Source organism: Bacillus solimangrovi (assembly GCF_001742425.1).
Classification (GTDB): Bacteria; Bacillota; Bacilli; order Bacillales; family Bacillaceae_N; genus Bacillus_AV; species Bacillus_AV solimangrovi.
This window is the reverse complement of the sequence record NZ_MJEH01000055.1, coordinates 21157-47536: the sequence shown is the minus strand read 5'-3', so window position 1 is coordinate 47536 and position 26380 is coordinate 21157. Positions and strand designations below refer to the sequence as shown.

Here is a 26380-nt window from a genome sequence, read left to right as displayed (position 1 = left end):
GTTTGTCTATGACTTGGATAGAAATAATGATGCTTATATTTGCAAGCTTTCGCCTAACGAGGTTGATTGTTTATGACCAAATTACATCGTTTATCCGCAAGCCATTTCATGAATTAGTGGAAGAAGAAGATGCCGAAGGCAATGTTGAAACTTACCTTGAAATAAGGGGAAGCGGGTTAAGGCACTGGATCGGTGAACTATTAAGTTGTTATTGGTGTACAGGGATGTGGAGTACAATCTTATTAGTTTTAGGAATTTGGTTTCTTCCTGAAATTTTTGAGTTTATCGTCTTCATATTAGCATTGGCTGGTGGTGCTGCATTTCTTGAAGTAATTGTTCAAAAGTTGAATGAATAAAATAATAAATCACCCGTACCAATCCGGGTGATTTATTAATTGTGAAGAAATTTCATTCTCTACATAATTTCAGCTTTCGAATAAGTTTGTTATGATTTTGACGGTAAATGTAAGACAATACGATTTTTAGAAGCTCTCCCTTTCGAATCTTCCTTGCAATAGACAAAACCAGCAAGAGATAATTCCCCTTCAGCTTTTTCTGAAAATTTGAGCTGGAAATTTGAAAAAGTTAATGTTTCTCCTGGAGCAATGTTATCAGCATGAAGTGGTTTAAGCCAATGTTCACCCCGTTTACTACCTTTTTTGCGCCAATCATACTCTAAATATTTCCATTCCTCGTTTGAACCATATAAAGAGTCTTCGTCTGAATTCCCTTTTCCATATGAAATTTTCCCACTAATTGAGCTATGTTGTGATGGGGAAATTTCTAAACAAATGAGTGGGTTGTTCATTGTTTCAGCGCCAGTGTTGTGAATCTGAAAATTTCCAATTACGAAGGTATTATGCAAATGTTCATCAGACGATGGCAGAATGACAGAGTATTGAAACATAGATTCAAATGAAAGTTCGTTTTGAATTGGATTATTCAAATCTTCAGTCGAAGCTATAATTTTTAACTTTTTTAACTTTTGTTCTGCCTGCTCAAGAAGTGAGTGAACTTCATGAAGCTCAAGGTTATCATCTGTAGAAAGGTTATTCGACATCTCTTCACCTCCAAAACAATCCTGTACTTCATTTATATGTATGTAAACATTTACGAAAAAATACGAAAAGCTGCTGCGAGTGCAGCAGCTTACTGATTCAATTAGCAATCTTTTCGATCATCATTTGGAAATACATCTGGACATTGAGGTGGGAACTTTTCTGTTGAACATAAGACCGGTGAAATTGGTAATTCTGGACGTGGTTCACAGAATTTCCCCTCAACTTCGATTTTTACGTAAGCTTCCATTTGAACTTCAATGCAAAGAGTGATGGAGATATCAAGTTGCTCAAAATCATCAGTACAAATCAAACTTGCATCACATTCAAAGAATGATAGGTGACAATTAACTTCAGTACCTTTAGGTGCACATAAGAAGAATGTTTGTGCAGTTGCAAATGGGATTCCTTCGTCTAAGTGGCAAAGCACTTCACCATTATGAGACAACAGTTCAATCCCTACGAATCCTTTTAGAAGAACTTTTACTTTCTGAAGTGTTACCTCATCACCATCAGGTAACTTAACTTTGACTTCTTCACGTCCATTTGGTTGAATAATTTCTTGACAAAGAACACCATTGTCTTTTTTCGGATCAATACGGTTACCATATCTGTCACTTAAGAAGCAGTCAACAATTACATCATCAATGCCCTCACGCTCTAAGAATTCACAGATATTGCGAATATGGCCATTATCACCACACGGTTCTAAGTCACAATCAAATTTAAGTTGATTTAATTGTTTTCCAGTAAAACTAATTAATGGAAGATCAACTTGGCGTGTGACCCAATCATAAACCTTCGGGACTCTGATACAAATATTTTCTTTCTTTGGTTTATGGCTCATTTGTTTAAAGCCCTCCTCATTATTATTTATCCCTAAGCAAGTATTTCATTGTTAGGTACGGGACTACTTTTATAGTATGAATGTCTAGAATAAGTGTGCGATAAACGGCGCCTAATTTCATAAACGGGCGAATACACAGATTATTATTAGATTGCATATAAATAGGTGAGTATGAAGAAGAGGAGGAATTGTAAATGGAACGTAAGTATTCGGATGCTCAGTGGAAGCGGTTTGTTACGAGGTTGAAGTCAGAGCTTACTTATTATAGAGAGAAAGTAGAGGAGCTTGAGAAACAAATAGAACCAACATCGAATTTAGAGAAGAAAATGTTTATAGAAAGAAAGCAGTACGAACAGGATTATGAGGACCTTCAACAACAATTAGATGATGCGAAGCAAGATATTGACATGTATAAAAATCAAATCAAACAGTTAAAAAACCGCAATAGTGATGAATCATTTCTTGGTTCTAGACAAATTCAAGGGATAGTTGAACAAAATTCTTTTTTTAATGAAGATGGAAGCAATTATAATCCAGAGCATCAGCATGCTTGGTTTTTTGAAGGATTGAAAAGCAGATAGAAAGATAGTATTGATAGGCAATAGCCTTTCTTTTCTATAAGCCTTGGACGTACTGAACAATTTCAAGTAATGGTTCATAGACTATATCAGGTCAGAGCAGTATTGAAAGGAGGAAATTGAATGAGAAGAAGGGGCACTCATCGAACTATTAGTAAAAAATCGGCTAATCTCAAAAATACAGGTTCGTCTTATCCAAGAATCTTCAGTAGTACATCATCGAAATCATTCAATCCAAGCAATGGATGTGGTTGTGGGAAAGGTTATAAACACAAATAAGTCATTGAAGGAGGTGAAATAATGAGTGAGGAAAAGAAGCCAAAGGTGATTCATGTTGATAAGTTAATTCTTCAAGCGAATGAAGTGGTCTTTGAACCACCGACAACACCGCCGCCAGCACCGCGTCGACAGCCACTTAACTCATGGTTTGGTTTTCGTGCTCCACAACAGGCAGCTCCAGAGGAGGAAGTAGTCGAATCACAAGCAGAAGGTGTTGAACCAGAGACAAATGAGGTAGAAGGTTCGACGGAACAAGAGCAGGTGGAAGAAAATACGAATAGACGTCCACCTTTTTCTTGGATTTAATTATATGATGTAAGCAGTACCTTATAAAATAGACGCGTACCACTGTCTGATTTATAAGGTACTATTATTTTTGTTAGCTTAACGACCACTATGACTTCTACTTTTAAACTAAGGATCAAGTGAAGGGAGATATTATTTTTATTAGGTTAACAAACTATCCATAGATGATGAAGAAAAGTCACAGCTGCTTGAAGGTTCATTCTATATGGAAGAAATCATCTCTTTCTTTTGCGATCCAATTCTCCATATCAATTTCAGTTTGTTTGACAATCCGATTGACTAATACATCGTGCCATATATAATTCTCAAGCAAATAGATATGAACAGGGTCATCTGTGTAAAATGCAGTATCTCTTTCATTAATAGAAGTACCATAGATCATTTCACGACCATCAATGGAAAGGATGAACCATTTATTTGTCCCAATATTTTTTGTATAACTTGTCTTTCGATGAAGTTCTAATCCTGATAATGGATTCTCAACTTCAAAGCAAATTCCTTTTAAATCACAATTTGATGTTTTACTTTTCAATTCATGTTCAAGTTCTGAATACATCTCATTCCATAGTGAAACAATAATTTTTTTTTCTGCTTTTTGTAGTATTGTTCTGCAATAGGCCAATATGTGTGATTTTCCTTTGAGCGTTATTACTTTATTGTCAACAAAGGGTTCTGTTTTTTCAAGGTGTTTTAGAGTATCACTAATGTAATCATATGTATCAGTCCATTTTGCTTTAGCGGACTCTAAGAAAATTTCAACTGGTAAAGGAGAATATTGAACAGAATCATTAATTTTATTTTTAATAACAATGCCTTGTTCTTCAAGTCCATTTAAAATCTCGTAGATGCGAGCTCTCGGAATTCCAGATGTCTTACTTACTTGATATGCACTTGTTTGACCTTGATGAACTAGAGAAACATATGCTTTTGCTTCATATTGGCTAAAGCCTAGTGATTGAAGTTTTTGAATTATTTCCTCCATAGTATCCTCCATTAATTAGTACTTAAATTATCATAACATAACCTCGTTGAAGTTGAGGTATGTGAATAGGAAAATGATGTAATTAAACATTTACATATAGTTCACTGTAGGTTACTATTTAAGTAGTGACTAATGGATTGTGATTCATCTAAAGAAAAAAAGTGAATGGTCCATGATCTGTAGGGGGAATATGGATGGAAGATATAAGCATATATACGATAGTATTGTTATTCAGCTTTGGGTTTCTAGCGGCATTCATAGATGCAGTAGTAGGAGGTGGTGGCTTAATTTCTATTCCTGCATTATTATTTTCAGGTCTCTCACCTTCAGCAGCAATTGCTACTAATAAGTTAGCGAGTTCAATGGGGTCATTAACGAGTACAATAGCCTTTATTAGATCAGGTCATGTTGATTTTCGGTTAGTTATTAGATTGTTACCCCTTGTTTTTTGTGGATCGTTATTAGGGGCATACATTGTAAATGATGTATCGCCTGATATATTAAAACCATTAGTGTTAGTTCTCTTAATTGCTGTAGCCATTTACACAATAATAAAAAAAGACTGGGGAAGTAAATCAACGTATCGAAAGCTAACTTGGAAAAAAGCTTCTATATTTGCTCTTATTATTACACTTATTGGCTTTTACGATGGTTTTTTTGGTGCTGGAACAGGTTCATTTATTTTATTTGCATTTTTAATAATCGGTTTTGACTTCGTACAATCAGCAGGAAATGCAAAATTTTTGAACTTCGGAAGTAACATAGCTGCGTTAATAATGTTTATTCATCTTGATGCTGTAGTCTTTTCATATGGTATACCAATGGGAATTGCGATGGTTTTAGGGGCTTTTGTTGGTTCTAATTTTGCAATTAAACAAGGTGTTACATATGTTAGAGGATTATTTATCATCGTCACTGTATTTTTAATTGGAAAAAATATTTATGATTATGTGAGTTCAATGTAAGAACATAGACGAAGGAGCAAAACTGAGGCATATAACAAATGTCTCAGTTTTTTATATTTAGGAACATATCTTAAAAAAGCACATACATTTAGTAGTAGGCGTTTTTTCCCCTTATTAATAGGTTTAAAGTGATAAATGTTCAACGTCAAATGGAAGTATGGTAGCACTATATTGGAAGATTAATGAATAATATTCCAAATAAGTTTTATTTTATACCAAATAGGGTAAATTAGTAGTGTATAAGTAGCCTTTTGTTAAACGTCAGTTTAAGCAAATAGGAGGTGATTTGAAGTGGGATATATTTTACCTATTAATCATCACCAATATAGAGAATACCACAAACGTGTTGAGATGAACCGTGAGCGAGCGTTAGGCATAAAACCTGTTCACAAGACAAGTACAAAAATTAAGTTGAATGAGTATCAAATGGAAAAGTATCATGAAAATCATCGATTAGCCGAGAAAAAAAGAGTAGAGTATGAACCACTTGTAAAAGAGGTTGATCTAGAAATTATTGACGCATGTTACGCAGAAATAACGGGTACGGGCTTGAATTTTAATGAATATGCGTAATAATATTATGAATTATTTAAAATTGTAATGATCAGTAACTCTTAAGAATAGCAGATTTTCAATAATTTCCTAATGATGAGAAATATATTTGTAATTATTATGTATGGATGCTTTATTAAAAACGCCTACTTTAAACGATAACTTAATTCGTTAGTGTTAGTATTCGTTTTAATACTTTTCAATATAAATGGATTCTCCTTCTTTCCATTCTGCATACATCACATCACTGAAATTGGCTGCTCCATGTGATCGAAGTTGACTTTTTAACCATGCTTCATCGAATCCAATTGATTGTAGGTTATCCAAAATCACTTCTCCATCGATGATAATTGTTACAGGTAAAACAACTTTCTCTTCAGGTAAATTAAAATCGTTTCTTGTAGGTGTAGCATAACCTGAACGTTTTAGAATACTAATTGAACCGTCTGTTTCAAGTAATGCGTATTCAACTTCACGAAGTGAGAATACATCCTTTGTTCGAAGTAGATGTTGCAATTGATTCACATCAAGTTTATTCTTCTTTAAGCTCTCCTTATGGATTTCCCCTTTGCGAATAATTATTGAAGGTTGCCCTTCAAGGAAATGTCTAGTTCGTTTGAATTTCTGTGTAATAACTTCAAGTAATAAAATTAAACTCGTCCATAAACTTACAGCAAATAAAACTCTATATATACGAACATCATCATCATAGAGAGCATTTCCTACTAGTTCTCCAAGAACGAGGGCAGAAATGAAATCAAAGGTTGTGATTTGGGTAATTTGAGATTTACCAAGGATTTTCGTTGTGAAAAACAATGCAATAAAACCAATAACTAATTCGATAGCTGTTTGTCCATATGTCACTCTATTCACCCCATCCCCTTAAAAGACTAGTCGCCCTTAGCATGTGAAAAATGACAGGTTGTTATGAGGGAAAATGGAGTAAATTGTTCATCAATTTTTCAAGATAGATTAAGTTCAAAGAAGTAGGAATTATACCTTTTATAAAGGTCAAATCTCACGGTATAAAACAGAAGGACGAACTAGGGAAACCTAGTTCGTCCTTCTATGTAAAAGGTAGTTATTTGTTAATCCGCTTTTTTGTCTCCAAGCTGAAATGTTTCATGTACAGTCCATGAGCCATTTTCTAATTGATATAATAGGTGAAATCGATCAATCATTTCTTCATGATTAATATTCATCATATTCATGCGACCTAGAACGTCAGAATGTTCTTGATCAGAAAGCTTTTGCCCGATTGTAATGTGAGGGACAAACCCGAATTCCTTTTCGTTTACAAAATTACCAGAATGTAAGCTCTCATGAAGAGATAATAATGATTCATGTGGTTTTACTGCATAATAGATTGTATTTGTCACGGGATGAAAAGACTTCGCTTTGTATACTTCGAGAGAAAATGGGTCAACCTCTTTTGATATAGAACGGAGATCTTGAACAATTTGTTCGATTTCATCATCATTCACTGCAAATGGCTCTTTGAGAGTTACATGTGGTGGAATCAATGAATAATGTGGATCATAGCGTTTTCGGTAGGAATTTACAGTGTCTTGTAGTTTTTTAGCTGGAAAAATAACAATTCCAAATTTCATTCGTTTTCCCTCCTATTATCGTTAAAGGGTATTACTAAAAATTACGGTTTATAAAAGTTGATTTTCCCTCTTATTATAACAAATTTATTATAATTTTCACACTTATTAATTAGATATGAACAAGCATGTATTGTAATGTCCTTGCAATGTCAGGTTGCCAGTAACGCCACATATGATTTCCGTCAAATTCCTCATAAAAGTATTCAAAACCACGTTCGGTAATGACTTCATTCAATTTACGATTAGGAGTCAAAAAGTCTTGCACTTGACCGTTAGTTGTTTCGACCTCAAGCTCATCTGTTCCAATAATATGGTAAAGTTTCAGCAAATAAGGGTTAGGGAAGTTTTTAACTTTCTCTATTAGCTCATCATTTACAAAAGGTGAATGCATCGCGACATTCCCAAACGTATTTGGGTACATTAATGCAGCATTTAGTGAAACTGTTGCACCTAATGAATCTCCCATTAGAAAACGACCGTATCCCATTTGATAAGTAGGATATTGCTCATCTAAAAATGGAATAATCTCATGGGCAAGAAAACGAATATAGGCAGCGTTCTTCTTGCCATTAGGATGATATTTTTCGCGACGATCGTATTTATCTTTATATGGAATGCCTACAAAAATTGCATTTGAAATTGCTTGTTCGTCATATAGTTTATCAGCTGTAGTAGCAAGTCTTCCTAAGTTAAAATAATCACGACCATCTTGTATAATGACGATGTGGTGCTTATAGAGTGGTGAATAAGATGGTGGTAAATATGTAATTAACTCTAATTCCTCATTTAGTTCAGTACTTTTAAAAGTGCTTGCTTGAATAGTTCCTCTTTCCATCGGTGTGTCCTCCAATTTTAATATCTCAATTAAGCGGTTACAAAATTAAAACTTTCATTATGAATTGTATCATACTTAAAGTTGGAATTCTTATGACAAGTTTCATCTCGTCTTGACTGATGCTATGATTCACACTATAAAACTTAGAAAAATAAACGAAATTTAAGAGGGAGATCAAGCATCAGTAATTATTTGATTTGTTTAATTAATCATTAATGAATGATGAAGAAAGATGTTTAATAAGGAAAAATAAGGGGAATGGTATATTATTTAGTATAATATATAGACCAATCAATTTGGGTCTGTAAGTCATCTTATAGAATAGTAGACAGAGAGAGGAGAAACATTCATGAATAAACAAGTTCACAGTTATGATGTAGAAGCAGCAACGAGAAGAATATTAATTGAACGAGGAGTAACAATAGAAGATATAGCAGATATCGTGATGCAAATGCAAAAGCCATACAATGATAACGTTATGATCGAGGATTGTATTGAAAGTGTGAATGCTGTTCTGGGAAAACGTGAAATGCAGCATGCTATCCTAGTAGGCGTAGAATTGGACAAGCTTGCTGAGAAAAATATGCTTTCTGAACCACTTCAATCCATTGTAGAAACAGATGAAGGACTCTTTGGTGTAGATGAAACGATCGGGCTAGGTGCAGTATTTGGATATGGAAGTATCGCAGTTACAACTTACGGTCATTTAGATAAGCAAAAGGTTGGTATTATTAAGGAGTTAGATACGAAAGAAGGAAATGGTGTTCATACATTTTTAGATGATTTAGTCGCTAGTGTAGCTGCCAATGCAGCTAGTCGTTTAGCACATCGATTGCGTGATCGTGAAGAACACCTTGCAGAAGAGGAGATACAAAAACGAGACCAAGAAGAACGAATCGGTTAAAAAGAACCCACTTAACACTATAAATGAAAGTGTTAAGTGGGTATAAATATGATAGTTAATAGATAAAGTCCGTCTAATTAATAGTCTGTAGTTTTGATGAAATAGACGGAATATTGATATTGAAGTGTTCGTACAATAAACGATCCCATTCAAAATGATCTATAATCGGATAAACGTTCTTTTCTCCATGATTTGTAATTTTCAGAGCACGATTAGTGATAGAAATTCGGCCAGTTAGCGTCTGTTTGCTACAAATGATTTTTTGAGTAAAGTGTGATAGTGGATCGGTTTCTGTTTTATGTAACATCGGAATAAAAGCTTCAAGAGGTTGTGGATTTGCATCTATTTTTAACTCTTGAATCCAGTTTCCATCAATATTCTTTAATAATATAAAACTTGATTGAGTTTCTTTTACAATACGGTATTGACCGTTCAGATCGGTTTGGGTATTGTTATCTTCTAATTGAATCGGATGTATAAATGCTCCACCCATTCCAACATCAAACAAATATTGATCTCCATTTATTGTGACGCATAATGCGAGATGAGAATAATCAGCATTCCATGTTTGTTTCTCTTTATTCCAGAATTTTGAAGATATGAAGTGTACATTGTATCCTAATTCTTCTAAAATGAGATAAAGTAAACTATTTGTTTCATAACAAAGTCCACCTCTATTACCAGTTACTATTTTTTCTAGTACTTCGTTAGGATTCATAGATAACCTTTTTCCTAGATGGATATCTAAGTTTTCAAATGGGATATAGAGATAGTGATGATGATGAATGGCATTGAGTAGCTCTTTATCATCCGTATAGTCCTGTTTGTTAATGTGAATATGTTTTAAATAACTATCAACCACGTTCATGTTGTTTCCTCCATTAATAAGGAACATTCCGCATGATAATTTCCGCAGCTTTTAGACGTGTTTCCTCATTATTACTATGCAAAAGTTCCAATAATACTTGCTTTGCTTCATCTCTCAAGTCGGTCTGTACTTCAGGCAATGATTCATGGTGAAGAATTTCATGAATGATCAAATTGTGTTTTGTTATATCAGCAACCGTTCCTGGATAACGAAGTGAGCCTTTTATACTTTCAGGTAGTTCTGAACGGAGAAGTGGCTTCTTATTAAAGAACCATTCGATCTTTCGCTGGTGTGGGAAGCCAAGCCCTGCTTGATCAACATCTAGTGATGAATCATACATGTAGTCACTTACTATTTTTCCGAAATAAACATCTTTCTTATTATCATCAGGCACAAGTACGATATCGTCTTTTACCATTAAATGAACTAAAATATTAACATTGCCAATCCCTTCTTCCCAATTATATTTCTTCAGAATGGCACGTAGTTCATTATATGTATATTTTGAAAGTTCTTTACCAACGGGATATCCAACTGCGATAATGTCTTTTTTTAAAAAATCTTGCATGTGATTTGTGCCATGTGGAAGCGGGCGAACAAGCCATACATTTTGTCTTTTCAATGAAGTCAACTCCCTATGTAATCGTTAAAATAATACTAATTTTTAAGAAATAAATTGTCAATATAGTGTTTAATGAAGATTGATCAACAAAAAATACATGAAAGCGTTTGTATTTACTAACAAAATGATCGGAAGTTTTATACAATGTATAATTGAAATGAAATATTGATTGTGATTGGTGAGATAGTTATTTTGTGATATAGTATGATGGAGTTTTAGATGGAAAGGACATTAAATATGAGTAAAAATGAAACGATACTTCCACGCAGAACCTTCGCTATCATTTCTCACCCTGATGCAGGGAAAACGACATTAACGGAGAAGTTTTTGCATCTTGGAGGAATGTTACGTTCAGCTGGAACAGTAAAAGGTAAGAAAACAGGGAAATACGCAACATCAGATTGGATGGAAATAGAGAAACAAAGAGGGATTTCAGTTACATCAAGTGTTATTCAATTCATCTATCAAGATAATATGATTAACTTACTTGATACTCCTGGTCATGAGGATTTCAGTGAAGATACGTATCGAACGTTAACAGCGGTAGATACAGCAGTTATGGTCATTGATGGAACGAAAGGGATCGAAGAACAAACGGTAAAGTTATTTAAAGTATGTAAAATGCGTGGTATTCCAATATTAACTTTCATTAATAAGCTTGACAGGGAAGGTAAAGACCCATTGGAATTACTTGAAGAAATTGAAGATGTACTTGGTATTGAAACATACCCAGTAACGTGGCCATCAGGTATGGGGAAAGGTTTTAACGGAGTATATAATCGTTTTGAGAAAAGATTTGAAAAGTACGATGAGAACGGTGAAGGGCATATGTTGCCATTGGATATTGATGGTGAAACGAACCCAGATGCGCTAGATGAAATGGCATTTGAACAACTTCAAGAGGAAGTTATGTTGCTTGAAGAAGCAGGGGATGCTTTTTCTAAAGAAAAAGTAGCAGCAGGAGAACTAACTCCTGTATTTTTCGGAAGTGCGATTACTGGTTTTGGTGTGCAATCTTTCTTAGATGCTTTTATCCACCTTTCAAATGCACCACAACCGAGAAATTCAACAATTGGTGAGATAGGTCCTGAACATGAAGAGTTTTCAGGTTTTATCTTTAAAATTCAGGCGAACATGAACCCAGCGCATCGTGATCGAATCGCATTCTTACGTGTATGTTCAGGAGAGTTTGAACGAGGTATGACTGTCAAACTTACTCGCACTGGTAAAGCAATCAAATTAAGTCAATCTAGTCAATTCTTCGCAGCTAGTCGTGAAACAGTTGATAAAGCTTATCCAGGAGATATTATTGGAATATACGATACTGGAAATTATCAAATTGGAGATACACTTGCTGCATCGAATGGAGAACTCCAATTTGAAGCATTGCCGACGTTTCCACCAGAATTATTTGCTAAAGTGTATGCAAAAAATGCACTGAAACAAAAGCATTTCTACAAAGGGATTGAACAGCTTGTACAAGAAGGTGCAATTCAGCTCTACAAGACACCCTTCTTTGAAGATTATATTATCGGTGCGGTCGGTGAACTGCAATTCCAAGTATTTGAGCATCGCATGAACAATGAATATAACGTGAACATTGTGATGGAAAGACAAAAGTATGGTATTGCGAAGTGGATAGTTGATGGTGAAGTAAAGGACAATATTTCAGATTCCCGTAAGTTACTCGTAAAAGATCAGCATGAACGTTCAGTTCTTTTATTTGAAAATGATTTCTCATTAAGATGGTTCGAAGATAAAAATCCAGATATTAAGTTAGGTGGACCAGAACGAATAAAGTAACTTAAGTTAAGCGAAAGCTTCGTGTCTTGATTGATAAGATACGAAGTTTTTTTATTATTGATATAATAATAGGTGTTCTAGACAAAAATTGAAAGTATAATGGTGGACCTGAATCAGTTTCTAGGTGGTGTAGTTTGTGGTCGAGTATGTTAGGTTAATTTCTACTGTGTTATTATTCTTAATCATTTTTTATCAATTAGTTGAGCTGGTAAGACTTCATCATACATATGGAGTCATGCGAGACTCTAATATGTTGCGTTTGTTTACTATCGGATTAGCACTAGTACAACCTTTGTTTATGTTTACAGAGTATATTATTGATATTTTTTTTGTATTAGGTGCGATCTTGCTTTATTCCATGTATAAAAGGTTTTATGCTGCTGGACCTAAAATATCTGTTCATCGAACGACTGAAAATGAGCTGTTAGATAAGGTTAGAGAAACGTTAAAAAGTATGGATGTTCCCTTTCATGAAGAACAGCGCAAAGCAGATTTAGAACATATCTTTGTTCTTCCAAATGAAAAGACAACGATGAAGCTTACTTTCTTTTACCTGAAACACGCTTCGAAAAAGCCTGGCTTATATTCAGTAACCTTGATGAAAGCCTGGAAAGTGCCGTGGAAGAACGAGTTTGAAGAGGAGTTACGAAATCAGTACAAAGATTTTAGAGAAGGAGAAATATTTTGGGGTGAGATGATAAGTAGCTTGCTATTTTTTATAGGTGGTGTAGCATTCATTATCTACATGCTTACAGCATTTTATTAATTAATAGTAGTATACGAGAGAGCTTGTTTAAAAAACGTAAAATCAAATCGTTTTTTGGGCAAGTTTTTTTGAGGGGGTATATGATTAATTTCTTTGTACTGTGGGGAAGAGGATGGAAAAATATAAGATCATGGTATAAAATGGGTGTGTCATTTGAAGGTGAGGGAGAGTAAATGGAACATCATGGTAATTTTATCGCTGCTACGATACTATTTCTAATTGCTTTATTTTTTATCATTGAAATAATAAGAATTCATAATAAAAGTGGTGTAATGAGAGAATCGAAAATAATTGTTTTGCTAGGCGCTGGTTTCTCAATTATACAACCGCTTATTACCTTTCATGAAAGATTAATAGTTGGGTATCTTATACTTTTTGGAATAACTTTATTAGCATTGTGTTTTCAATTCATTTTCAATTGGAAAATTACTGTCTATGAAACGTCAAAAGAAGAGATGCTTAAAAAAATTAGGATAGCTTTAAAGAGAAGCAACTTGTCATTTGAAGAAAATGATCATTCAAAAGAGGAGGCATATTACTTCTTGATACCGAGTGAAAATACGGAGTTGAAGGTTAGCTGGGGAATTTTCTCTGAACAACCAACAAAATTTTCAAGTACTTTCAAGAAAGCGTGGAAAGTTCCATGGAAAACAGAGTTCGAACAAGAATTACAAAATTTGTATCGAGAAACGAGAGAGGGAATGTTCTTTTGGAAGCAGAGTTTGCTTAATGTTGTAATGACAAGCGGTCTTATTGCGTTTTGCTTCTATTTGCTTTCGGTGTAATTTTAATAAAAATATGAACATGTTTGTTTAATAGAGAAGGTATATTATATCGAATCTTTTAAACAAACATTTTTTTTGAAAAAATTAATAGATTTAATTCATGTTTTGTGAATGCTCTGCATATACCCTATTAAAGGGGGAATTGAGATGAACAAAAATACATGGTTTTTTCTATTAATTGGGTTAACTATTCTATTATTTTCATATACACCACAGGAAGTAAGTGCAAAGGTTATGATAGACGGAGCGGTGCTAAAAGAAGGTAGAATCTATGTGCCGATGCGTGCTTTATTTGAATCAATGGGTGCAAATGTGAGTTGGGACCAAGACACGAGAACGATTACTGCTAAATTAGAAGGGGAAGACGTGCAGATTCAAATTGGTGAGCACTTCTTAATGAAAAATGGAGAGAAGATGTTAATCGATTCTCCTGCATTCATACATAATGAACGAACGTTAATTTCACTACGCAATGCAGCTGAAGCATTCGGAGGACTTGTCAATTGGGATGGTGAGCAAAATATAGCAAGCTATAAGTTAAACGGACAGGAAACGGTTGTCATAGTTGGTAAAGTGATAGACGAAAACTTTTTAACTTATTTAGAGGAAGGTACATTTAATACATGTCCATTCTCAATGGTGGACCCACCAACGGTAGGTGAAGTGAAAGCGAAGTACGGTGAACCAATTGATATATATGATGGGAGTAGTAGTTATGCGATGATACTTGAGGATGTATCTTGTTCACCAACTGTAGACAAAAGTCAAGATAAAGAGAGTGATAAGATTACAGGACTAATGTATTACCATATCGAAGATGATTTAACATTATTAAAATTTGTAGACGTTGTCGGTTCAATTCCTACAAAAGGTGGATTTAATCAGGCTTCCAATAAGTATGTCGTCTCTTACGAGCGTGGACAATTTAAAGCAATTGTAACAGCAATCGACCTGGAGAGTAAGGTAGAAGGGATTTATATAAAATGAGTAAGTATAGACGATAATTTTAAATTCGAAGGTTAACATAATATACTCTAAAATTATGAACGGAATTAAGTTGGTAGTATTGTTGGGTGAATAATAGAAAGGTCATTCCATCACTTTTTATAACAAAGGAAGAACAAACATAACACTATTTATATGATATGAAATCCAAATGGCTAATATAGTAAAATATTGACCTTAAGACGTGAAATACTTAAATATTTCTATAAATTAGAAAACCTATCAGTGGGAATTACATCATTCACCACTGATAGGTACTTGGGTAGGCATAATCTAATTACAGATGTTGTATTTTATATAGATTGCGTATTTGCTAACTAAAGTAAATAGAATCTTACTTATCATGTTATTTGAAATTTAATTATTCTTCTTTAGCCATGTCATTAAGTCGCTCATGAATTCTGCGCTTACGGTAAAGCATAATGCCCGTTTCTGCAATATCATGCATCATTGATCGGTTTGTGAAGGCTCCAAAAATGATGCCTGCTACAGGAACCATTTGAAAGAGCTTCTTCCAGCCGAAGCTATCTCGATAGCTGTAGACGACTTCACGCCATCCTTGCAATTGAGCGATCATCTCTTTCGGTTCGTTTTCTTCTTTGTAATATGAAGAAAGCTCATTTAAGATTGCTTGTTTTCCAACAATATCTGCTGATGTGAATTGTAAGCATTTTACGATGAAGATTCTTTCTTTTCGATCACTTGGGTCATAGCCGTAAGTGATCGCGATTTCTTGTAATGTTTTCAATGTCATCCCAAGTAAGATAGGTATATCGATTGCAAGGGTGAAGATCCCACCAATTCCTGTTGTCGCTCCTTGTGCTGTTGCAGCGTTGCGTCTTGTTTTCTTTAATTCTTCACTAACATGATCCATAACAGAAAGAGGTACTTGTTGTATATCGTTGATACTTTGAATTTTTTGGTCTGGATAGTGGTTATCCACATTCTTTATGATAAGCTTGTCATTCGTTAAATAGTTTCCACCATTTTGAATGAAATTTCCTAATTCATCTAACATAAGTCCGATTTTTTTTTGAATAAAACTAGGAGTAATCTTATCAAGTATTTTGAATGGAATACGTCCGATTTTTTCCCAAAACCATATCGATTTTTGATCTTTTTCCCATTCTTCGATTTCAAGTAATGCTTCTCTTAAAAATTTTTCTGACTCCATTTGTAAATCGCTCACTTTCCTTTTTCCTTGTTAATGATTAATACGTCTTAGTATATATAATGTTTCAGCAAAATTATTTAGTAAAGAGACTGTTCATTGAACTTTCAATATGTTACCTTATTTAGTATTAAATAAGTGAAACAATAAGGGGTTTTTGAATTGAATATTTTCTACACCAAGGCAATCGGTCTTACTATTGGCGCAGCGATTCAAGGCTTGGCAATGGCTTTGTTTTTTTTTCCACATGCTATTTCTTCAGGCGGAGCAGCTGGTATTAGTATTATCTTAAACGCATTATTTGATATTCCACATGCAACTACACTTTGGTTGTTAAATATTGTCATGTTATTTATCGCAGTGAAGTGGCTTGGGAAACAAAGTGCAATCTGGACGATTTATTGTGTTACGGTGACTTCTTTTGTCGTTAGTCATTTATCACTAGAAGGGCCAATTAACAGTGTTGTTTTTGATTTAGCGGTAGGATCTGTTATTTTTGGTGTAGGTATAGGAATTTTGTTTCGCTTAGGTGCATCATCAGGTGGTATGGATATTTTAGCATTAATTATCTCAAAAGCTAGTAAAAAACCAGCAGGACGAATATTATTTTGGATTAATACGATTATTTTGTTAATGACAGGCTTTGTTGTAAATGTTCAAGTCATTTTCTTTGCACTTCTTTCGCAGTGGGTAAGTACACGAATTATTGACATTATTGGAAAAGTGAGAATAAGAGTTAAGGCGGGTTTAGAGGTGTAAACTATGCTTGTCTCATTGATAAAAAATGACGGAATAATAACAATTCAGTGCAAACTTCACTGACAATGGTAAAGCATAGAATGATATGACAACTTACTCATAGAGTCGTAGAACGATTATTTGAAATTACTATCAACAGGGATTATTTTGTATATGGCTTAATCTTCAATTGTTCTTGTTAAATAAAAATTATAACCTAGGATTCTTTCCTAGGTTGTTTTTTATGAATATGTTTTTAGCTATCATCCATATACGTATAAGAATAAAGTTGTATGTTACATGAAAATTTGAATATTTTAAAGGAGGCTATTATGAACGAGTATTTGTCTTTTTTGTTACTAGGATTTACATCTTTTTTTACATTAATAAACCCTCTTGGTGTTATGCCAATTTATTTGACGATGACAGCAGATCTCGACAAAGAAGTGAAAAAGACTACAGCAAGGAAGGCGACTATTGTTGCTTTTTTTATGCTTATTACGTTTGCATTAACGGGTCAGCTTTTATTTAAGTTTTTCGGAATTACGATCGATAGTTTAAAAGTTGTGGGTGGTGTTGTCTTTTTCTTAATTGGTCAAGATATGCTTCAAGCAAGATTGGTTAAATCGAAAATCAGTGAGAAGGAGATAAAAAGCTATACGAATGATATTTCAGTTACTCCATTAGCCATTCCGATGATCTGTGGGCCAGGTGCGATTACAAATGCAATTATTATGATGGATTCAGCAACTGACTTGAACATGAAGATTTTATTATTAGTAGCTGTCTTTCTCGTCTGCTTTATTACATATATTATTCTTGTAAACTCGACAAAAATTTATGAATGGCTTGGTGAAACAGGTAATAATATTTTGATGAGAATCATGGGTTTAATTGTAATGGTTATTGCGGTGGAATTCATCGTGAGCGGGATTACACCAATCATTCGAACAATTCTAAAAATAAATTAATGTTGTTATTGACGATAAATAAAAAGAATTCAGGTGAGCATTAACCTGAATTCTTTCTGTCTGCTACCTTCTTATTAATAAGGAACATGTAAAGAGAAGCGGCAAAAATAATGATATATCCAATAATACTTAAAACATCTGGTGATTGATTAAATATAATAATGCTAATGATAGCTGTGAAGATAATATTTGTATAAGAAAAGATAGAAATTTCTTTTGCAGGTGCAAACTTATACGCCATCGTAATTCCAAACTGTCCAATTGTTGCAAAGAAGCCTGCTAAAAGAAGGAAAGATAATTGTTGTAAAGTCATTGGCTCATAGAAGATAATGACAAATGGTAGCAGGACAACGGTAGAGAAAAACGAAAAGAAAAAAACGACGGTATAAAATTTTTCTTTAGTTCCTAGTACTCGTAATAATGTATAAGCACCAGCAGCGAAGACTGAAGACATTAACCCAGCCATATACGGGACCGTATCTAATGAAAATTGAGGTTTGATAATAAGTAAGCTACCCAAAAATGCAATAAGCACTGCGACAATTTGATATGTTTCTGCTTTCTCCTTCAAAAAGATTGCTGAAAAGAGTATGAGTAGAAATGGGCTAAGCTTATTTAACATATCTGCATCTGATAAGACGAGTTGGTCAATCGCATAGAAATAAAAGATGATTCCAAGTGTTCCTAACGTTGAACGCAGTAGTAAGAGCTTAAAATTTTCTCTCTTTCCAAATAGTCGTTCTTTATAATACATGACAAACCCGAATGAAATGATTGCAGATATGAGGTTTCGAAACAATGTCTTCTGTATAGTTGGTAAATCTCCAGAAATCTTTACGAAGGTAGACATCATCGCAAAACCGAAGGCTGATATTAGTAATAGAACAATTCCTTTATTCTTATCACTCATCGTTAGTGTTCAACTCCTAGTAGATATACAAAAAGCATGTAAATATCATTAGTAATTCAAACCATTACATTATCGAAAAGAGAAGATAGTGTCAATCAATTTGAAAGTTAAAAAAATGGAGAATGAGTATGTAACTTAAAATAAGCTAAGTATTGATTGATGATTTGGTGGACATACAAGTTATGAATGTTTTCTAGTATAGTTAGTTTTTATCATGAACAAACTTTATTACTTATGATTAACGAATTGTCTAAATATTTGTCCCTAATTAAACAAATAAGACAATTTTTTAAGTGAGGTGTTTGCATGAACAAACTTTCGTTAAGAACGGTATTACAAGTGTCGCTTCAATTACTATATAAATTTCTATTTCGGGTAGAAGTACAGGGGCATAAGAATATACCTGAACTTGGCGCAGTCCTTATTTGTTCTAATCATACAAGTAACTTAGATCCTCCATTAATAGGATGCTTTCTGAAACGCAAAGTATATTTTATGGCTAAAGAAGAATTATTTAAATATGATTTTATAGGTAGCATTATTATGCAATTAGGCGCTTTTCCTGTTAAGCGTGGTACTTCAGACATTGGTGCTTATAAAAGTGCGTTGAAAGTATTAAAAAAAGGAGATGTATTAGGAATTTTTCCAGAAGGGAAAAATATTAAGACAGGGAAACTTGGTGTATTTCATCAGGGAGCGGCTACTTTTGCCATAAAAACAAAAACAGTGATCATTCCAACTGCAATAGTGGGGAAGTACCGTCCCTTCTCAAAAGTAATCTTAAAGTTTGGAAAGCCGATAAATCCTCGAGAATTTGATAATTCGACAATGTTAACAAAACAATTAAAAACAGAGGTTGAGAAGCTTCGGTTTTGACCAAAAAGCTAATGAATGTGATCACATTCATTAGCTTTTTTCTCTATTGACCTATATATTGTTTGCAGATATAATCTATAACATTCTACAAAACTCTACAAAAAATACCAAAATAGGCCATTAAAAGATACGATGTTCTGTCGATATATAGTGTGATAATAGTACAAAAGAGAGGAAATGAAAATATTGATACTAGTAGACGTCCCATATGTTTCACCAATACTTGCACAAACATTAACGAAAACGAATACTCCTGTTCATAAGTCGAACGGTGTGTTCATTCCATTTGAAAATGGGTTAAATATGATGCCTGATGATAGGTTCTCTAAAATCAAACTAATGAAAGAGCAGCTATTATTGACAAATTCAGAGAGCGTATTAACAGTTCTTGAGGAAAAGCAACCACATATAGATGCGTTAAAATATGCGAAGCTTTTTAAGAATAAAGCAGCATTTCGAAGGCTCGTTCAAGACTTCTTTCCTAATTTGTTTTTTAAGGAAGTAAAGCTTAATGAAATTGAACAATTCGACCCTACGGTAATTCAATATCCAGTCATTATTAAACCTTCAGCAGGTTATTCAAGTTTTGGAGTACACCGTTTAAATAGTGTTGAAGATTGGTACAAAACGGTTCCGGTCTTAAAGAAAGATATTGAAAAGGCGAGCAGTTACTATACGTCAACAGTTGTCGATAACCAAACCTTGATTATTGAGAAATGGTTACAAGGTGACGAATATGCAATTGATGCTTATTATAATGCAAATGGTGAGCCAGTAATTTTAAATATGTTTAAACGAATGTTTGCAAATGAAAATGATGTCAGTGACAGAATTTACTATACTAGTAGGCAAGTTATCCTTGAGGTGAAGGATGCGATTGAATCATTTCTTCATAGATTGGGCGAGAAGTTGCCACTTAAGAATTTCCCATTACATATTGAGGTTCGTTTAGACGATGAATGTAATCTAGCACCAATTGAAGTGAACCCACTTCGTTTTGCTGGAATTGGTACAACTGATTTAGGCTTTTATGCTTATGGAGAAAATATGTATGAACATTTGTTAAACCAAACGAAACCTGATTGGGATAAGGTTGTTGATCGACAGGACAATCGAATTTATAGTTTTTTCTGTGCAGAACTTCCGCAACATTTAGATTATCATGCGATTGACTTTATAGATGAACGTCAATTCAGAAGTCAATTTACAGAGTTATTAGATTATCGTTCAATCTTTTCTCAACATGATAAGACTTTTGCAGTCGTGTTTTATCAAAGTGAGAATATGGATGAAAATGAGCGTCTATTACACCTTGATTTAAATCAGTTTGTAATCGAAAAACGTGCCATGCTTGTATAAATGAATAGATGATAAAGGCAAACTTATCGAAAGTTAAGGACGCAAAGCTTCAGGTCTACGGCTATTAATAGTTATGACGGCTGAGTTACCGATTATAATGAGGAAATTAATAAAATTTCCTTGTTATTTTGCGTCTGACTATTCCTCTTGCTAGGAATAGTTTTTATTTTATCCACTTAGTTATCATAGAAGAGAAGGAGTCCTCCTACATGTTAAAGAAACTATCTTTTCGTTCGATCCGATATCGATTAATGATTGGTATTGTTGTGCCACTATTGCTTATTACGATCGCATTTTCTTTTGTCCTATTTTTTACGTCAAAGTTTATTATTGATGAACATGTTATTACTCAGTTTGAGGATAAATTAGCAATGCATATGAATGAATTTGAGGAAAACTTAGATAAAGATGCAGTTGAAGAAGCGATTCAGTCCAAGCGTTCACAAGAAGAGTTGGTAATGAAAATGAACCAGTTTGTAGAGGAGCGAAAAGGGATTGAATACATCTATGTAGTCGGAGAAGTAGATGATAAAGAAGTAATTATTGCGTTAAATGGTAGTGAGGATTATTTAGTTGAATATCCTTTCACACCTGAGCAAACAGAATCTCTTCAATCAGGAGAAGTAGTGGTAAGTAGTATATATAGTGATGATTTTGGTGTACATAAATCTTTATTTAAGCCAATTGACGGTACGGATGCATTGTTCGGTATTGATATGGACGCATCGTTTATCCAACAACTGCAGGAAAAGCTATGGTTTTTATGTAGTATCTTTGTTATCAGTTCAATTCTAATAGGTGTTTTCGTTTCCTATAAGTTAGGAAGTTATTTTGCTAAACCTATAAATACAATTGCTTCTGCAGTTAAGAAGATCATGGCAGGAGACTTAACTGAACAGATAGAGGTACAGACAAATGATGAACTAGGCAAGCTTGCAAATAACTTTGAGTTAATGCGTCAAAATATGAGTAATAACATTCAAAATGTGAGACAAAACGCCACTGAAGCAGAAGCGAAAAGTAGTGAATTATACAGTTTAGCATGTAATTTAGATGAAGTTGCTGAACAAGTAGCGTCTGCAACAACCCAAAGCGCCCAAGGCTCTGAAGAATTATCTAGCCATATGGAAGTAATTTCGAATACAGTTCAAAAAGTATCTGATTCTGTTTCAGTAGAGGATAAGAATATAGAGAAAATCGTTTCTTTGGCTCACAGTACTTATAATCTATCATCCGAAGGGAAAGATCAGGCTGAAAACCTTGCTAGTCAGATGGTGAAAATTCAAAAGCAAGGGAAGAATACTTCAGAACAATTAAAAGAACTAGGAGACAAATCAAAAAATATCGTTACAATCGTGAAAATTATTAAAGATATTTCGGCTCAAATTAATTTACTTTCTTTGAATGCTTCAATTGAAGCTGCACGTGCTGGTGAAGCAGGAAAAGGTTTTTCAGTTGTTGCACGTGAAGTTCAGTCGTTAGCTAATCAAACAGATGAATCAATTAATCATATTAATGATAACATTACGGAAATATTAGAGAAAACAAATGATGTTATTCAATACAATGAGCAAAATTTCCAGGAAATTTTGACTGGAGTTGGTTTAATTCAAGAGAACGGTGTGATGTTCTCTGAAATAACGAAATCAATTGAACAACTATCAAATGGTACAGAAATTATTAAGAAAGAAAGCGAACAAATAAAGAAAATTACAAATGAGTCACTCTCGACAATTCAAGAGATTGCAGCGATTTCTGAAGAGGCGACTGCAACGACAGAGGAGATTTCAGCTTCAACTGATCAGCAACGCTCAGCAACAAGTGGTTTAACTAACCTGAGTAAGGAACTATCGGAAATGTCAGAAAATATAGAGCGAATGTTTAAAGTGTATAGAATTTAAAAAAATAAGTAGAAGGTGCTGGTTCTTATTGTGAGAATCGGACCTTCTTCTTTAATAGATGAAGTCAGTACTTTGAATAAATTTTTAGTTAAGATTATATATTGTTTAATGACCTTACTAGTAATGGAACTTTTAAGGATGTTCATGTAAAGTTAATTTAAGATAGTTATATAGATGAATAAAGTTTAAGGGAGGGACTGTTGAAATGGATCTTCGTTATCCTATAGGAGAGTTTGATTATGTTGGAGACCCAACACAAGAAATAGTGGAAAGTTGGATAAAAGAGATTGAAAGTACGCCATCTCAATTAAAGAAAGCAGTGAGTGGATTAAGTGATGAGCAATTAGATAAGGTTTATCGAGAAGGCGGATGGACTGTTCGTCAAGTTGTCCATCATATTGTTGACAGCCATATTAATAGTTACACTCGTTTTAAATTAGCACTCACTGAGGATAATCCGACTATAAAATTGTATGAAGAAGCGAAGTGGGCTGAGCTTCCTGATACAAAGTTACCTATAGAAGTTTCATTACAATTACTAGAGTCTTTACATATAAGATGGGTAGTTTTGTTAAGGTCATTGAATAAAGCTGAATTAGAGAAGACCTTTCAACATCCTGAATCAGGCACTGTCAAGTTAAGTACTAATGTAGGGATCTATGCTTGGCACGGACGTCATCATATCGCACACATAACATCTCTTCGTGAACGTATGAATTGGTGAGAAATGAACGTATTAATCAATATGAAAGGAAGGCTAGTAATAGTGCGATAAAATTCCACTATAAGTGGGCATATGCTACATTATGTAAGGAAAGAATAATTTGAGTTGAGGTGGAGAGATGAATACATTTGTGCAATATAATCCTACTAAGTTGCATTTCGGTAAAGGACAGATCGAAAAACTTCCGCTAGAGTTAGGTGAAGATGGTCTTAAAGTACTTGTCGTTTATGGTGGAGGAAGCATCAAGCGTAATGGTGTGTATGAAGATGTCATCAATCAGTTAGAACGAGCAAATGCAACAGTATTTGAATTATCAGGAGTTGAGCCAAACCCTCGTCTAACGACTGTGCGTCGCGGAGTAGAAATCTGTCGAACTGAAGGCATTGATTTCTTGCTCGCAGTTGGAGGTGGTAGTGTAATCGATTGTACGAAAGCGATTGCTGCTGGGTCTGCATATGAGGGAGATGTGTGGGATTTAATTATTCGTAAAGCTCCAATAGAAGCTGCACTTCCATTCGGGACAGTATTGACACTTGCTGCAACAGGATCTGAAATGAATTCTGTTTCTGTAATTACAAATTGGGAGACGAAGGAAAAGCTTGGTTGGGGATCTCCACTCGTATTCCCTAAATTCTCAATCTTAGATCCAACATATACGTTCACAGTTCCAAAGAATCAAACAGTGTATGGTATTGTCGATAGTATGTCACATGCGTTAGAGCATTATTTTCATCGAACAGAAAATACACCGATGATTGATGGTTTTATTGAATCGCTATTACGTACAGCGATTACAACAGCGCCTAAGTTACTTCGCGACTTAGAGTCTTTTGAACATCGTGAAACGATGATGTATATTAGTACGACTGCTTTTAATGGAACATTATCTAATGGTACTGATGGAGGCGACTGGGCGACACATCGAATTGAGCATGCGATTTCAGCAGTGTATGATATTCCTCACGGTGGCGGTTTAGCAATTTTATTTCCAAACTGGTTAGAGCACGTAATTGAAGAAGATCCAAGTCGTGTGAAACAACTTGCAGTTAATGTATTTGGCATAACAACTGATGGAAAAACAGATGTTGAAGTAGCTACAGAAGGTGCACGTGCATTGCGTGATTTCTGGAACTCTCTAGATGCACCTAGTCGTTTGGCAGATTATGAGATAGATGATTCAGATTTTGATGCGATTATTGAGAAGACTTTTGTTAAGCCTGGTGTAGGTACATATAAAGAGTTAGATGAAGAAAGTGTTCGAGACATTTTAAATCGATCGTTATAATTTTGTAATTATTAACTGAGAGACTGTGACCTGAAATATGGTTACAGTCTTTTTTTGCATTTTCTCAATCAAGTTTAATTTTGACATCTACTTGACACAATTTAATTTTAAGATGAAGAAGTCAAAGTAAGAACGTGGAATGTTTGTTAGGGGGAATACGATTCAAATGAAAAAGCAATATTTATCTATTTTAATATTATCAATTGTTATTACGGGATGTTCATCAAATGCAACCCAAGGTCAAATGCAAGGAAGGCCTGGAGGAGGAATGATGCAACAGAGTGTTTCAGTTGAAGTAGCTGACATTAAGAAAGGAAATCTCGTAATTTCCCAACAAATCTATGGAGATGTTATTACTGATCAGTACGCTAATATTATCTCAGAGGTTTCAAGTGAACTAGTAGCACTTGAAGTTACGAAAGGAGATACAGTTCAAGCTGGACAAGTATTGGCAACTGTTGATACTTCTGATGTACAAACTGCGTTACTAGATGCACAAGTTGCGCTTCAAAATGAAAAGCAGCAGCTTCAAAACGCGCAAATATCTAAAGAGCAATCTCAGCAGCGACTTGATAAAGCAAAGTTAACATATGAGGAAGTGGAAGCAGAATACAACCAATGGAGTGAAGGTGAAGAAGGAAATACGACACAATCCCAGTTGGATTTGGAACAATTAGAAAATAGATGGAAGGAAGCAAAAGAAACTGTAGAGAAGAAAGAGCGTCTTTACAATGAAGGGGCAATCACTCGAAATGAATATGAACAATCTTTACAACAAGAGGAAGAAGCGAGGCTAGCTTATGAAAAAGGTCAGCTTAGTTTAGAGGGTGATCAACAAAAAGACTCAACTAGTTATGAGCAAGCGAAAATCGATTTAGAATCTGCTGAGAAGGACCTAGAAAAGTCAGCAGTAGCAATTGAACAAGCAAATCTTAACATTCAGAAAGCCGAGTTAAAGGTGCAAGATGCGCAAGAAAATGTGAATGATTCACCGATTGTTTCACCGATTTCTGGTGAAGTTAGCGAAATCAATTATCAAGTTGGGGATAAGCTATCAACTCAAACCCCACTGCTAACTGTTTCTAATTACAGTAATTTAAAAATAGATTCACAAATTACACATGAACAAAAGCCATTATTGCCAATTGGTCAAGAAGTCAAAGTATTGACTAATAATACTGATCAAACTCTAGTGGCAAACGTAACCTATGTATCAACGTCAACAAATGATAATGGTTTATATGATGTTGAATTAGAGTTAGGGAACCCTATAGATGGCATAACAAGTGGAAGTATTGTTCAACTATTATTTGAAGATGTATTAGTAGAAGATGAACTAATTGTACCGACGAGTGCGATTTTACAGAAGGCAGATAAGTATTTTGTGTATACGGTAGAAGAAGGAAAAGCATCAGAAAAAGAAGTGGAAATTATCAATAGTCAAACAGAGCAAACAGCTATTAAAGGAGATCTACAAATTGGAGATCAGCTTATTATTAATGGTCACAAGCTTGTTAATGATGGAATGAATGTATTACTTCCAGGTGAAGAACCAACTATAATGCCACCAAACAATCGTAATGGAGAAGGAATGCCAAATCGAAATGGTGGTCAGCGTCCGCAACAGCCACCTTCTTCAGAAGAACAACCAAATCCACAAAAGGGAGGTGAATAGTTTTG

General features: G+C 34.4%; 29 protein-coding genes and 1 riboswitch. Of the genes, 19 read left to right on the top strand and 10 right to left on the bottom strand.

All coding sequences use genetic code 11. The annotated features are described in order from the left end of the window. Nucleotides 1-8 precede the first annotated feature (8 nt). Nucleotides 9-356: a DUF1360 domain-containing protein gene (locus BFG57_RS15160; RefSeq protein ID WP_069718332.1), complete on the top strand. Its 348-nt coding sequence runs from the start codon at nt 9-11 to the stop codon at nt 354-356. An 89-nt stretch (nt 357-445) separates the two neighbouring features. On the opposite strand, the gene BFG57_RS15155 is transcribed toward BFG57_RS15160, so the two are convergent. Beyond that, a complete protein-coding gene (locus BFG57_RS15155; RefSeq protein WP_069718331.1) occupies nt 446-1060 on the bottom strand; it encodes a hypothetical protein in 615 nt (204 codons plus the stop codon). 101 nt (nt 1061-1161) lie between these two features. Then, complete coding sequence (locus tag BFG57_RS15150; RefSeq protein WP_069718330.1) at nt 1162-1905, bottom strand: BMQ_0737 family morphogenetic spore coat protein; 744 nt, start codon at nt 1903-1905, stop codon at nt 1162-1164. A gap of 194 nt (nt 1906-2099) precedes the next feature. Between BFG57_RS15150 and BFG57_RS15145 the strand changes: the two genes are divergently transcribed. From BFG57_RS15145 to BFG57_RS15140, 3 genes are all read left to right on the top strand, one after another. Beyond that, complete coding sequence (locus tag BFG57_RS15145; RefSeq protein ID WP_069718329.1) at nt 2100-2486, top strand: hypothetical protein; 387 nt, start codon at nt 2100-2102, stop codon at nt 2484-2486. Between the two features lie 120 nt (nt 2487-2606). Continuing rightward, the gene (locus BFG57_RS19090; protein WP_175428368.1) at nt 2607-2762 is read left to right on the top strand and encodes a hypothetical protein; all 156 of its coding nucleotides are present in this window, start codon (nt 2607-2609) and stop codon (nt 2760-2762) included. 21 nt (nt 2763-2783) lie between these two features. Then, entirely contained in the window at nt 2784-3068 is a 285-nt protein-coding gene (locus BFG57_RS15140) for a hypothetical protein (protein ID WP_069718328.1), read from the top strand. A 196-nt stretch (nt 3069-3264) separates the two neighbouring features. Here the strand turns inward: BFG57_RS15140 and BFG57_RS15135 are convergent, their stop codons facing one another. After that, complete coding sequence (locus BFG57_RS15135) at nt 3265-4050, bottom strand: TrmB family transcriptional regulator (RefSeq protein WP_069718327.1); 786 nt, start codon at nt 4048-4050, stop codon at nt 3265-3267. Nucleotides 4051-4244: 194 nt separating this feature from the next. Here BFG57_RS15135 and BFG57_RS15130 point away from each other — a divergent pair, with 194 nt between their 5' ends. Continuing rightward, the gene (locus tag BFG57_RS15130; protein ID WP_069718326.1) at nt 4245-5015 is read left to right on the top strand and encodes a TSUP family transporter; all 771 of its coding nucleotides are present in this window, start codon (nt 4245-4247) and stop codon (nt 5013-5015) included. 291 nt (nt 5016-5306) lie between these two features. After that, on the top strand, nt 5307-5588 hold the full coding sequence (locus tag BFG57_RS15125; protein ID WP_069718325.1) for a hypothetical protein: 282 nt from the start codon (nt 5307-5309) through the stop codon (nt 5586-5588). 168 nt (nt 5589-5756) lie between these two features. Here the strand turns inward: BFG57_RS15125 and BFG57_RS15120 are convergent, their stop codons facing one another. From BFG57_RS15120 to BFG57_RS15110, 3 genes are all read right to left on the bottom strand, one after another. Beyond that, the gene (locus tag BFG57_RS15120; RefSeq protein ID WP_069718324.1) at nt 5757-6431 is read right to left on the bottom strand and encodes a DUF421 domain-containing protein; all 675 of its coding nucleotides are present in this window, start codon (nt 6429-6431) and stop codon (nt 5757-5759) included. 224 nt (nt 6432-6655) lie between these two features. Beyond that, the gene (locus BFG57_RS15115; RefSeq protein ID WP_069718323.1) at nt 6656-7177 is read right to left on the bottom strand and encodes a YjcG family protein; all 522 of its coding nucleotides are present in this window, start codon (nt 7175-7177) and stop codon (nt 6656-6658) included. 109 nt (nt 7178-7286) lie between these two features. Then, nucleotides 7287-8012 (bottom strand): alpha/beta hydrolase, encoded by a 726-nt coding sequence (locus BFG57_RS15110; RefSeq protein WP_139125162.1) that lies wholly within the window; start codon nt 8010-8012, stop codon nt 7287-7289. 349 nt (nt 8013-8361) lie between these two features. Between BFG57_RS15110 and BFG57_RS15105 the strand changes: the two genes are divergently transcribed. Beyond that, nucleotides 8362-8916, top strand: coding sequence for a phosphatidylglycerophosphatase A family protein (locus BFG57_RS15105; protein ID WP_069718321.1), 555 nt, complete (start codon nt 8362-8364; stop codon nt 8914-8916). A gap of 73 nt (nt 8917-8989) precedes the next feature. Here the strand turns inward: BFG57_RS15105 and BFG57_RS15100 are convergent, their stop codons facing one another. Together BFG57_RS15100 and BFG57_RS15095 are read right to left on the bottom strand one after the other, a co-directional pair. Next, a complete protein-coding gene (locus BFG57_RS15100; protein WP_069718320.1) occupies nt 8990-9784 on the bottom strand; it encodes an arylamine N-acetyltransferase family protein in 795 nt (264 codons plus the stop codon). A 13-nt stretch (nt 9785-9797) separates the two neighbouring features. After that, a complete protein-coding gene (locus BFG57_RS15095) occupies nt 9798-10406 on the bottom strand; it encodes a restriction endonuclease (protein WP_069718319.1) in 609 nt (202 codons plus the stop codon). Nucleotides 10407-10643: 237 nt separating this feature from the next. Between BFG57_RS15095 and BFG57_RS15090 the strand changes: the two genes are divergently transcribed. The 4 genes from BFG57_RS15090 to BFG57_RS15075 all read left to right on the top strand — a co-directional run bounded on the left by BFG57_RS15090 (nt 10644) and on the right by BFG57_RS15075 (nt 14747). Further along, complete coding sequence (locus BFG57_RS15090) at nt 10644-12209, top strand: peptide chain release factor 3 (protein WP_069718417.1); 1566 nt, start codon at nt 10644-10646, stop codon at nt 12207-12209. A 136-nt stretch (nt 12210-12345) separates the two neighbouring features. Continuing rightward, on the top strand, nt 12346-12975 hold the full coding sequence (locus BFG57_RS15085) for a hypothetical protein (protein ID WP_069718318.1): 630 nt from the start codon (nt 12346-12348) through the stop codon (nt 12973-12975). Between the two features lie 173 nt (nt 12976-13148). Next, a complete protein-coding gene (locus tag BFG57_RS15080) occupies nt 13149-13760 on the top strand; it encodes a hypothetical protein (RefSeq protein ID WP_069718317.1) in 612 nt (203 codons plus the stop codon). Nucleotides 13761-13907: 147 nt separating this feature from the next. Next, the gene (locus BFG57_RS15075; RefSeq protein WP_069718316.1) at nt 13908-14747 is read left to right on the top strand and encodes a copper amine oxidase N-terminal domain-containing protein; all 840 of its coding nucleotides are present in this window, start codon (nt 13908-13910) and stop codon (nt 14745-14747) included. A gap of 379 nt (nt 14748-15126) precedes the next feature. Here BFG57_RS15075 and BFG57_RS15070 read toward each other — a convergent pair whose 3' ends face one another. Beyond that, complete coding sequence (locus tag BFG57_RS15070) at nt 15127-15939, bottom strand: EcsC family protein (RefSeq protein WP_069718416.1); 813 nt, start codon at nt 15937-15939, stop codon at nt 15127-15129. A gap of 159 nt (nt 15940-16098) precedes the next feature. Here BFG57_RS15070 and BFG57_RS15065 point away from each other — a divergent pair, with 159 nt between their 5' ends. Both BFG57_RS15065 and BFG57_RS15060 read left to right on the top strand, forming a co-directional pair. Further along, the gene (locus BFG57_RS15065; protein ID WP_069718315.1) at nt 16099-16695 is read left to right on the top strand and encodes a YitT family protein; all 597 of its coding nucleotides are present in this window, start codon (nt 16099-16101) and stop codon (nt 16693-16695) included. A 311-nt stretch (nt 16696-17006) separates the two neighbouring features. Further along, nucleotides 17007-17645 (top strand): MarC family protein, encoded by a 639-nt coding sequence (locus BFG57_RS15060; RefSeq protein WP_069718314.1) that lies wholly within the window; start codon nt 17007-17009, stop codon nt 17643-17645. Nucleotides 17646-17685: 40 nt separating this feature from the next. On the opposite strand, the gene BFG57_RS15055 is transcribed toward BFG57_RS15060, so the two are convergent. Further along, nucleotides 17686-18555: a DMT family transporter gene (locus BFG57_RS15055; protein WP_069718313.1), complete on the bottom strand. Its 870-nt coding sequence runs from the start codon at nt 18553-18555 to the stop codon at nt 17686-17688. Between the two features lie 306 nt (nt 18556-18861). Here BFG57_RS15055 and BFG57_RS15050 point away from each other — a divergent pair, with 306 nt between their 5' ends. From BFG57_RS15050 to BFG57_RS15025, 6 genes are all read left to right on the top strand, one after another. After that, a complete protein-coding gene (locus tag BFG57_RS15050; RefSeq protein ID WP_069718312.1) occupies nt 18862-19431 on the top strand; it encodes a lysophospholipid acyltransferase family protein in 570 nt (189 codons plus the stop codon). 186 nt (nt 19432-19617) lie between these two features. Continuing rightward, on the top strand, nt 19618-20790 hold the full coding sequence (locus BFG57_RS15045) for an ATP-grasp domain-containing protein (protein ID WP_069718415.1): 1173 nt from the start codon (nt 19618-19620) through the stop codon (nt 20788-20790). 6 nt (nt 20791-20796) lie between these two features. Then, nucleotides 20797-20883: riboswitch (cyclic di-GMP riboswitch) on the top strand. 116 nt (nt 20884-20999) lie between these two features. Continuing rightward, a complete protein-coding gene (locus BFG57_RS15040; protein WP_069718311.1) occupies nt 21000-22691 on the top strand; it encodes a methyl-accepting chemotaxis protein in 1692 nt (563 codons plus the stop codon). Nucleotides 22692-22896: 205 nt separating this feature from the next. After that, entirely contained in the window at nt 22897-23415 is a 519-nt protein-coding gene (locus BFG57_RS15035) for a YfiT family bacillithiol transferase (RefSeq protein WP_069718310.1), read from the top strand. Nucleotides 23416-23533: 118 nt separating this feature from the next. Further along, on the top strand, nt 23534-24700 hold the full coding sequence (locus tag BFG57_RS15030; RefSeq protein ID WP_069718309.1) for an iron-containing alcohol dehydrogenase: 1167 nt from the start codon (nt 23534-23536) through the stop codon (nt 24698-24700). Between the two features lie 166 nt (nt 24701-24866). Further along, entirely contained in the window at nt 24867-26375 is a 1509-nt protein-coding gene (locus BFG57_RS15025) for an efflux RND transporter periplasmic adaptor subunit (RefSeq protein WP_069718308.1), read from the top strand. Nucleotides 26376-26380: the final 5 nt, after the last annotated feature.